The organism is Mycobacterium sp. (genome assembly GCF_036490025.1).
Classification (GTDB): Bacteria; Actinomycetota; Actinomycetes; order Mycobacteriales; family Mycobacteriaceae; genus Mycobacterium.
Window position 1 is genome coordinate 23315 of the sequence record NZ_DASXEP010000133.1, and the last position, 9997, is coordinate 33311.

Consider the following 9997-nt stretch of genomic DNA (forward strand, 5'->3'; position numbering starts at 1 on the left):
CTCGACACTTAACTTAGTTGATGCTAACTTCGCCCGAAGTTAGCTTAGGCAACACTACGTCTGAAGGGGAGACTGAGGCGTGGAAATCGTTGACACCGGCATCGTCGCCACCCGACCGGGGACGGTCCGGGTGGACGACGACGTAACCAGTCGATTCGCGACCTGCTGTCGGGCTCTCGGGCTGACGATCTATGACCGCACGCGTCCGGCAGACCTGCAGGCCGCCCGATCCGGATTCACCGGCCTGGTCCGCATCGCCCACGAACAGGCCGATGCATGGGTCGGACTGGCGGCCGCCGGCGATCTGTCTCTCCCTGTGCTGGAAGCGATTTCACACAACGCGGCGACGGCGGGAGTGCTGCAGCGCCAAGTGGAACTGGCGGCGGGCGCGCTGGGTTTCCACTATGACACCGGTCTGTACCTGAAGTTCCGGGCGACCGAGCCCGATGATTTCCACCTTGCCTACGCGGCGGCGCTGGCCGGCGATGGTCGATTTGCCGCAGCACACCAACTGGTCAGCGACGTCAGCCGGCGTCAACCGAGCTCGCGGGAGGCCCGCTGGGTCACGTCGACAGTTCACTATCGCGCCGAGCGCTGGGCTGACGTGGTCAAATTGCTGTCGCCCATCGTCAACGACCCCGGGCTCGACGAGCACTTCGCACACGCCGTCAAAGTCGCGCTCGGGATCTCGCTGGCCCGGCTGGGGATGTTTGCTGCTGCGCTGTCTTACCTCGAGGAGCCGGAGGGACCGGTCGCCGTTGCCGCGGTCGACGGGGCGTTGGCCCGGGCGCTGTCACTGCGCGCCGACGGCGACGAGGACACCGCGCGCGAGGTGCTGCAGGACCTGTACGCCGCCAACCCGGAAAATGCTCAAGTCGAAGAGGCGCTGACCGATTCCAGCTTCGGGATCGTGCCCACCACCGCCGACCGCATCGACGCGCGCATCGACCCCTGGGACCCGGCCACCGAACCCAAGCCCGGGGATTTCGTCGACCCCGGAGCCCAAGAGCGCAAGGCAGTGCTGCTGTCCGAGGCCGAGCGTGAGCTCGACGAGTTCATCGGCCTGGAGAAGGTCAAAGACCAGGTTGCGCGCTTGAAGAGCGCGGTCGCGATGGAACTGGTGCGTAAGCAGCGCGGGCTGGAAGTCGCCCAGCGCACCCACCACCTGGTGTTCACCGGCCCGCCCGGAACCGGTAAGACCACGATCGCCCGTGTCGTCGCGAAAATCTATTGCGGCCTTGGCCTTTTGAAGAAAGAGAACATCAAAGAGGTACATCGCGCCGATCTGATCGGTCAGCACATCGGGGAGACCGAAGCCAAGACCAACGCGATCATCGACAGCGCGCTGGACGGCGTGCTGTTCCTGGACGAGGCCTATGCCCTGGTTGCCACTGGCGCCAAGAACGACTTCGGCCTGGTGGCCATCGACACCTTGTTGGCCCGGATGGAAAACGACCGTGACCGACTGGTGGTCATCATCGCCGGCTACCGCGCCGACCTGGATCGGTTCCTGGACACCAACCAGGGTCTGCGATCGCGGTTCACCCGCACCATCGACTTCCCGTCGTACCAGCCGGCCGAACTGATCGAGATCGCCAACTTCATGGCCACCCGACGCGACAGTGCCTTCGAACAGCCGGCGCTCGATGACCTGGAGTCCCTGTTCGCCCACCTGGCCAGTACGACGAAGGAAGATTCGGTGGGTGTCGAACGGCGCGGCCTCGACATCGCCGGTAACGGCCGATTCGTTCGTAACGTCGTCGAAAAGTCAGAAGAGGAACGGGAATTCCGGTTGGACCACTCCGAACACGCAAAGACCGGCGAATTCACCGACGAGGAGCTCATGACGATCACCGCCGCCGACGTGGCCAACACCGTGCCGCCGCTGCTGGAAGGCCTGCGGCTGGAGACGCCGGCATGACCACCCCGGAGCCCGACGACCGGCGCGGGTTCGCCTCGCGCACACCGGTCAACGACAACCCCGAGAAGGTCGTCTACCGTCGCGGCTTCGTCACCCGCCACCAAGTGACCGGCTGGCGATTTGTCATGCGCCGCATTGCTTCCGGTGTTGCCTTGCACGACACCCGGATGCTCGTCGACCCATTGCGCACCCAGACGCGCGCGGTGCTGATGGGTGTCGTCGTACTGGTCACCGCGCTGGTCGGCTGCTTCGTGTTCTCGCTGATCCGGCCGAACGGGTCGGCGGCCAACAACCCCATCCTGGCCGACCGGTCGACCGCTGCGCTGTACGTGCGGGTGGGCGATCAACTGCATCCGGTGCTGAACCTGGCCTCCGCCCGGCTGATCGCCGGCAAGCCGGCCAATCCCACACTGGTGAAAAGCACTGAGCTGGACAAGTTTCCGCTCGGCAACCTGATCGGCATCCCGGGTGCCCCTGAGCGGATGGTGCAGAGCACCCGCAAGGACGCCGACTGGACGGTATGTGACGCCACGGGAGGGTCAGCCGGTTCAGCCGCCGGTGTCACGGTGATTGCCGGAGCTCCCGACAGCACCGGCGCCCGGGCCGCGGCGGTGGCAGCCGGGAAGGCGGTGCTGGTCAGCAATCCCACCGGCGCCTGGCTGTTGTGGGACGGCCGGCGCAGCCGGATCGACCTCGCCGACCATGCGGTGACCAGCGCGCTGGGCCTGGGTACTGACATCCCCACGCCGCGGCCGATCGCCGGCGGCTTGTTCAATGCGATTCCCGAGTCTCCGCCGCTTTCGGCTCCGGTCATCCCCGATGCCGGCAGCCCCGCGCGGTTCCAGGTGCCCGCCCCTATCGGCGCGGTGGTCGAATCCCATGGCCTGGACAGTAATTCGGCTAACGGCTTGACCTACTACGCGGTGCTGCCCGATGGCCTGCAACAGATCTCGCCGGTCCTGGCCGCGATTCTGCGCAACGCCAACTCCTATGGCCTGGACCAGCCGCCGCGGCTCGGCGCCGACAAAATCGCCAAACTGCCAGTGTCGCGGCAGCTGGACACCAGCCGCTACCCCGAGCAGCGGATCAGCCTGCTCGACGCGACGCATGATCCGGTCGCCTGCGCGCACTGGAGTAAGCCGGCCGGTGCCAGCACGAATTCGCTGGCCTTGCTTGCCGGTTCGGCGCTGCCGATTCCGGACGCGGTGCACACCGAGGACCTGGTCGGCGCCGGCGCCGGCGGCACCGCCAGCCGGGTCGCGATCGCCCCCGGCACCGGGTATTTCGCCCAGACCGTCGGGCACAACCCGGCATCACCGGCCGCCGGCTCGCTGTTCTGGATCTCCGACACCGGTGTGCGATACGGCATCGACAACGAAGCCGCCCAGGGTGGCATCACCGGAAACGCGAAAACCGCCGAGGCCCTTGGCTTGAGCCAGCCACCAACTCCGATTCCATGGTCCATCCTGTCGCTGTATGCGCCTGGACCGACGCTGTCGCGGGCTGACGCACTGCTCGCGCACGACGGCCTGGCCCCAGATTCGCGACCCGGTCGCACCTCAGCCGAAGGACAAAACCGATGAGCCGCTTGATTTTCGAGGCCCGCCGACGGCTGCCATCGCCGGTAACCCGCAAGGGCAGCATCAGCATCGAGGCGCCGCCGGAACTACCCCGGGTGATTCCGCCCTCGTTGCTGCGCCGGGCGCTGCCGGTGGTGATCGTGCTGTTGATCGTCGGGATGATCGTCGCGATGGTCGCCACCGGGATGCGGCTCATCTCTCCGCAGACGCTGTTCTTCCCGTTCGTGTTGCTGCTGGCCGCCACCGCGTTTTTCCGTGGCGGCGACAACAAGTCGCGCACCGAGGAAGTCGACGCCGAGCGTGCCGACTACCTGCGCTACCTGTCGGTGATCCGGGACAACGTCCGGGCCCAGGCCGCCGCGCAACGCGCCGCCGCCGAATGGTCACACCCGGAACCGTCGGACCTGGCCGCCATACCCGGGTCACGGCGGCAGTGGGAACGCGATCCGCAAGACGGCGACTTCCTGGTGGTGCGTGCCGGCGTGCACTCGGCAGCATTGGACACCGCGCTGCGCGTCAACGACACCGCTGATGAAGTCGACCTGGAACCGGTGTCGCACAGCGCGTTACGCAGCCTGCTGGATACTCAGCGGACCGTTCGCGACGTGCCGACCGGTCTCGACCTGGCCAAGCTTTCGCGGATCACCGTCCTCGGCGATGCCGACGAGGTGCGCGCGGCACTGCGGTCCTGGGTGGCGCAGGCGGTCACCTGGCACGACCCGACCGTCCTGGGCGTCGCGGTCGCCACTTCTGATCTCGAGTCACCGGAATGGTCGTGGCTGAAGTGGTTGCCGCACGTGGACATCCCGGCCGAAGCCGACGGTGTGGGCCCGGCCCGGTACCTGTCCACCGGGCCCGACGAGCTCGTCACGCTGCTTGGCACTGCACTGTCCGACCGTCCGGCGTTCGCCGGTGGATCCGCCGATGCGTTGCGGCACCTGCTGATCATCGTCGATGACCCGGACTTCGACCTGAACGCGTCGCCGCTGGCGGCCGGGCGGGCCGGGGTGACCGTCGTGCACCGGTCGGCCACCGCGCCGCATCGGGAACAGTATTCCAATCCCGAACGGCCGGTCCTGCGGCTCGTCGGGGGTGCGATCGACCGCTGGCAGACCGGCGGTTGGCAGCGCTACATCGACCACGCCGACCAACTCGGCGTCGACGACACCGTGCATCTGGCGCGCCGGCTGTCCCGGTGGGACTCCAACCCGACGCACAGTGGCCTGCAGTCCACGGCCACCCGTGGCGCCACTTTCACGACGCTGCTGGGGATCCCGGACGCCTCCCGGCTTGACGTCCCGACGCTGTGGGCGCCACGGCACCGCGACGACGAGTTGCGGGTTCCGATCGGTGTCACGGCCACCGGTGAACCGCTGATGTTCGACCTCAAAGACGAAGCCGAAGGCGGGATGGGGCCGCACGGCTTGATGATCGGTATGACCGGCGCCGGCAAGTCGCAGACCCTGATGTCGATTCTGTTGGCGCTGTTGACGACTCACTCCGCCGATCGGTTGATCGTGATTTACGCGGACTTCAAGGGCGAGGCCGGCGCGGACATTTTCCGCAACTTTCCCCAGGTCGTCGCGGTGATCTCCAACATGGCCGAGAAGAAGTCGTTGGCCGACCGGTTCGCCGACACGCTGCGCGGCGAAGTCGCCCGCCGGGAAGTGCTGCTGCGTGAGGCCGGCCGCAAGGTGCAGGGCAGCGCGTTCAACTCGGTGACCGAATACGAGAACGCGATCGCCGCCGGGCATGACCTGCCGCCGATCCCGACGCTGTTCGTCGTCGCCGACGAGTTCACGTTGATGCTGGCCGATCACCCCGAATACGCAGAGCTGTTCGATTACGTTGCTCGCAAAGGCCGTTCATTCCGGATCCATATCCTGTTCGCGTCGCAAACGTTGGACGTGGGCAGGATCAAGGACATCGACAAGAACACGTCCTACCGGATCGGCCTGAAGGTTGCCAGCCCTGCCGTGTCGAGGTCGATCATCGGCGTGGAGGACGCGTACCACATCGAAGCAGGCAAGGAACACAAAGGCGTTGGCTTCCTGGTGCCGGCACCCGGTGCCGCTCCGATCAGATTCCGCAGCACCTACGTCGACGGCGTCTACGACCCGCCTCAGGCGCCGAAAACTCTGGTAGTGCACTCGGTTCCCGAGCCGAAGCTGTTCACGGCCGGCCGGGTGGAACCCGACCAGACCACCGTGATCGCCAAGAACGGTCACGACGAGCCAGTCGCGCCGTCACGCAAGTTGATCGCCACCGTCGGCGACCAGCTCGCGCGCTTCGGTCCCCGCGCACCGGAGCTGTGGCTGCCGCCGCTGGACGAAGTGATTCCGTTGAGCGCAGCGCTGGCCCGTGCGGCGGTGCCGCGGGGCGAGTGGCGTTGGCCGCTCGGTGAGATCGACAGGCCCTTCCAGATGCGCCGCGACTCGTTGGTCTTCGACGCCAGGTCGTCGGCCGGGAACCTGGTGATCCACGGTGGCGCTAAGTCCGGGAAATCGACTGCCCTGCAGACGTTTATCTTGTCAGCGGCGAGCCTGCACTCGCCGCGCGAGGTGAGCTTCTACTGCCTGGACTACGGCGGTGGGCAGCTGCGTGAACTGGAGGACTTGGCGCACGTCGGCAGCGTCGCGTCGTCGCTCGAACCCGAACGCATCCGTCGCACCTTCGGCGAACTCGAGCAGCTGCTGCGATCACGTCAGCAGCGAGAAGTGTTCCGGGACAAGCACGGGCCGGACGACGGGTTGGGCCAGGTATTCCTGGTCATCGACAACCTCTATGCCTTCAGCCGGGACAACACCGACCAGTTCAATACCCGGAACCCGTTGCTGGGCAAGGTGACCGAACTTGTGAACGTCGGATTGGCGTATGGCATCCACGTCGTCGTGACGACGCCCAGCTGGCTCGAGGTACCGCTGGCGATGCGGGACGGTCTCGGAATGCGGCTCGAGCTCAAGTTGCACGATGCGCGTGACAGCAATGTCCGGATGGTCGGCGCACTGCACCGCCCGGCTGAAGGTGTGCCCGCCGACCAGCCTGGTCGTGGTCTGACCATGGCCGCCGAGCACTTCTTGTTCGCGGCGCCCGAGCAGGACCAGATCGGCGCCATCAACGACCGGCACGACGGGATCACGGCACCCCCGGTGCGGCTGCTGCCCACGAATCTGGAGCCCGCCACGCTCGAACCGCTGTACGGCGGCGCAGACCGAATCTTGATCGGCCAGCGCGAAGAAGACTTGGCCGCAGTCCAACTCGACTTCGCGCAGAACCCGTTGCTGTTGGTGTTGGGTGACACCAGGACCGGCAGGACCACGTTGTTGCGGCACATCATCCGCACCATTCGCGACAACTCGACGCCGGACCGGGTCGCCTTCACCGTGGTGGATCGCCGGCTGCATCTGGTCGACGAGCCGCTGTTCCCCGACAACGAATACACCGCCAACATCGACCGGGTGACCCCCGCGATGCTCGGGTTGTCCGCGCTCATCGAAAAGCGGCGGCCACCGGCAGGTCTAACGGCATCGGATTTGGCCGGATGGTCTTTGGAGGGCCACACCCACTATCTGATCATCGACGATGTGGACCAGATACCGGACACCCCGGCGTTGACGGGACCCTATGTGGGACAGCGTCCTTGGACGCCGCTGATCGGACTGCTGGCGCAGGCCGGCGATCTGGGACTGCGGGTCATCGTCACTGCGCGGGCAACCGGTGCCGCGCACGCGCTGATGACCAGTCCGCTGCTGAGGCGGTTCAACGACCTGCAGGCGACCACGCTGATGCTGTCGGGCAACCCGACGGACGGCGGCAAGATCCGCGGTCAGCGATTCGACCGGCTGCCCGCCGGCCGGGCAATTCTGCTGACCGACAGCGACACCCCGACGTACGTGCAGTTGGTCAATCCGCTCGTCGACGAGAGTGTGGCTGCTGACGGCCGGTGAGTTTCATCGAAAGGAGTACGTGTCATGACACTGCGAGTTGTTCCGGAAGGGTTGGCCTCCGCCAGCGCTGCCGTCGAAGCGATCACCGCCCGGTTGGCGGCCGCGCACGCGGGTGCAGCCCCGGCGATCACGGCCGTGGTTCCGGCTGCGGCTGACCCGGTTTCACTACAGACCGCTGCCGGCTTCAGCGCCCAGGGCAGCGAGCACTCGGCGGTCGCGGCCGAGGGTGTGGAAGAGCTCGGCCGCGCCGGTGTCGGCGTCGGTGAGTCCGGCGTGAGTTACGCAGCCGGTGACACGGCCGGCGCGGCGACATACTTGGCTGGCCACTGACGATGACCGCGCCGGTGTGGATGGCTTCGCCGCCGGAGGTGCATTCAGTGCTCCTCAGCAGCGGTCCTGGACCCGGGTCGCTGTTGGCGGCCGCGGGGGCATGGACGTCGCTGAGCACTGAATACACCTCGGCAGCAAGCGAACTCACCTCACTGCTGGACGCGGTACAAGCAGGCGCATGGGAAGGCCTGAGCGCAGAGGAATACGTGAGCGCACACGTGCCGTACTTCGCGTGGCTGGTAGAGGCCGGCGCGAACAGCGCCGGGGTGGCAGCTCAGCACGAGGTCGCCGCGGCCGCCTACACCACCGCGCTGGCCGCGATGCCGACGATTCCGGAGTTGGCTGCCAATCATGCCATCCACGGAGTGCTGATCGCGACGAACTTCTTTGGTATCAACACGATTCCGATAGCGCTCAACGAAGCCGACTATGCCCGGATGTGGATCCAGGCGGCTACCACGATGGCCACCTATCAGGGTGTGTCCGGGTCGGCGCTGGCGTCGGCACCACGCACCACGGCAGCGCCGCCGATAGTCAAGACGAACAACGCGCTGGCGACCGCTGTCGACCCGCCGTCGTCGGGAAACTTTTTCACCGACCTGTTCAACCAGCTGATGCTTCTGCTTCAGAATCCCGCCCAGGCGATCAGCTCCATCTTCGCCAACCCGAGTGCGTGGTTCCCGCTGTTGTTCTTCATCGGCTACGAGGCGTTCTTCATCCCGTTCGGAACCACCTTCTGGTCGGTCCTGCTCAGTTCCCCGGCCTGGCTCGCGATCATCCTCGGAGTGGCTCTGAATGCCGCGGCATCGCCGGCCGGCCCGGCGGCCGCACCCGCGGTGGTCGGGGCGCCCGGAATCTCCGCTGAACGGGCGGGCGGAATGCCCGCCCCGGCCGTGGCGTCGATCGGTGGTACCGGATCGGCGGCCGCCGGCTCGACGTCGACGGCCGGTGCCGCGACCGGTGCAGCCTCCGCAGCCACGCCCGCTACCGCCGGCGCCGGCTACCTGGTGGGGGGCGCCGACCCGGACGGTGGTTCCGGGCCGACGCTGATTGACCGCGACGAGACCAAGGCACCGGCGAGTTCCATTCCCGCAGCGGCCGCGGTGGCTGCAGTGAGTCGAGACAAGGTTCGGACGCGGCGCCGCCGACGTGCCGAATTGCACGATCACGCAGACGAATTCGCCGACATGAATGTCGAGGTCGATCCGGATTGGAGCGCGCAGACCGAGAATGAGCCGTTTCCGTCAACGGCCTCCTCGGATCGTGGTAGCGGTGCGCTGGGGTTCGCGGGAACGGTGGACAAGGACACCGTAGCTGCAGCGGCGGGATTGGCCACGTTGAGCAGCAATGGATTTGGAAACGGACCGACTATGCCGATGGTGCCGGGCACCTGGGGTCCGGAGACGCCGGATGGGGAGGGGGACCACAGCTGAATGTGCTGTTGTGGCAACGGTAATCGATTGACGAAAGGATTTGAGGGATGAGTTTGTTAGATGCTCATATTCCGCAGTTGGTGGCGTCGGAGTCGGCGTTTGGTGCCAAGGCGGGGTTGATGCGATCGACGATTGGTCAGGCCGAGCAGGAGGCGATGTCGGCGCAGGCGTTTCATGCCGGGGATTCTGCGGCGGCGTTTCAGGCGGCGCATGCCCGGTTTGTGGCGGCGGCGGCCAAGGTGAATTCGCTGCTGGATATCGCGCAGGCCAACCTCGGCGATGCCGCGGGTACCTATGTGGCCGCTGACAGCGCTGCGGCGAGCAGCTACCCGGGCTTCTGAGCCGACCGAGTCTGAGGAAAGGGGTTTGTGATGTCGCAGATCATGTACAACTACCCGGCGATGATGGCGCACGCCGCCGATATGGCCGGGTATGCCGGAACGCTGCAGAGCTTGGGCGCCGATATTTCCAGCGAGCAGGCCGCGTTGCAGGCGGGTTGGCAGGGTGACACCGGGATGAGTTATCAGGCGTGGCAGGCGCAGTGGAACCAGGCGATGGAGCAGTTGGTGTTGTCCTACCGCGCGATGGCGGGCACCCACGAGAACAACACCACCTCGATGCTGGCCCGCGACTCAGCCGAAGGCGCCAAATGGGGCGGCTAGCCCCACCGACGGCATTGCTTGTGGCGCGGTCGCACACCCTGGCGGGTGGGTCCGCAACGTAGATGACCACCAAGCCGAACGCCGTCGAGCTCACCGTCGATCAGGCGTGGTTCATCGCCGAAAC

At 66.5% G+C, this 9997-nt stretch carries 7 protein-coding genes; all 7 read left to right on the forward strand.

Annotation, left to right across the window (positions count from 1 at the left end; translation table 11 throughout):
• Positions 1-79: 79 nt before the first annotated feature.
• Genes eccA through VGG53_RS15160 form a run of 7 tightly spaced genes read left to right on the forward strand, consistent with a single transcriptional unit; the run spans position 80 to position 9873 of the window.
• Positions 80-1921 carry a type VII secretion AAA-ATPase EccA gene (eccA, locus tag VGG53_RS15130; protein ID WP_331518878.1) on the forward strand — a complete coding sequence of 614 codons (1842 nt, stop codon included), beginning with the start codon at positions 80-82 and terminating at the stop codon, positions 1919-1921.
• A complete protein-coding gene (eccB, locus tag VGG53_RS15135; RefSeq protein ID WP_331518879.1) occupies positions 1918-3504 on the forward strand; it encodes a type VII secretion protein EccB in 1587 nt (528 codons plus the stop codon). Before eccA ends, eccB begins: the two co-directional genes overlap by 4 nt.
• Positions 3501-7448 (forward strand): type VII secretion protein EccCa, encoded by a 3948-nt coding sequence (gene eccCa / locus VGG53_RS15140; RefSeq protein ID WP_331518880.1) that lies wholly within the window; start codon positions 3501-3503, stop codon positions 7446-7448. Before eccB ends, eccCa begins: the two co-directional genes overlap by 4 nt.
• 24 nt (positions 7449-7472) lie before the next feature.
• Entirely contained in the window at positions 7473-7778 is a 306-nt protein-coding gene (locus VGG53_RS15145; RefSeq protein WP_331518881.1) for a PE family protein, read from the forward strand.
• Between the two features lie 2 nt (positions 7779-7780).
• The gene (locus tag VGG53_RS15150; protein WP_331518882.1) at positions 7781-9211 is read left to right on the forward strand and encodes a PPE family protein; all 1431 of its coding nucleotides are present in this window, start codon (positions 7781-7783) and stop codon (positions 9209-9211) included.
• Between the two features lie 47 nt (positions 9212-9258).
• On the forward strand, positions 9259-9552 hold the full coding sequence (gene esxG / locus VGG53_RS15155) for a type VII secretion system protein EsxG (protein WP_331517059.1): 294 nt from the start codon (positions 9259-9261) through the stop codon (positions 9550-9552).
• 30 nt (positions 9553-9582) lie between these two features.
• Positions 9583-9873 carry a WXG100 family type VII secretion target gene (locus tag VGG53_RS15160; RefSeq protein WP_331518883.1) on the forward strand — a complete coding sequence of 97 codons (291 nt, stop codon included), beginning with the start codon at positions 9583-9585 and terminating at the stop codon, positions 9871-9873.
• Positions 9874-9997: the final 124 nt, after the last annotated feature.

Excerpts from the sequence above, each read along its gene's own strand:
- eccB (WP_331518879.1), top strand. The coding sequence starts at position 1,918 with ATGACCACCCCGGAGCCCGACGACCGGCGCGGGTTCGCCTCGCGCACA.
- eccCa (WP_331518880.1), top strand. The coding sequence starts at position 3,501 with ATGAGCCGCTTGATTTTCGAGGCCCGCCGACGGCTGCCATCGCCGGTA.
- VGG53_RS15145 (WP_331518881.1), top strand. The coding sequence starts at position 7,473 with ATGACACTGCGAGTTGTTCCGGAAGGGTTGGCCTCCGCCAGCGCTGCC.
- VGG53_RS15150 (WP_331518882.1), top strand. The coding sequence starts at position 7,781 with ATGACCGCGCCGGTGTGGATGGCTTCGCCGCCGGAGGTGCATTCAGTG.
- esxG (WP_331517059.1), top strand. The coding sequence starts at position 9,259 with ATGAGTTTGTTAGATGCTCATATTCCGCAGTTGGTGGCGTCGGAGTCG.
- VGG53_RS15160 (WP_331518883.1), top strand. The coding sequence starts at position 9,583 with ATGTCGCAGATCATGTACAACTACCCGGCGATGATGGCGCACGCCGCC.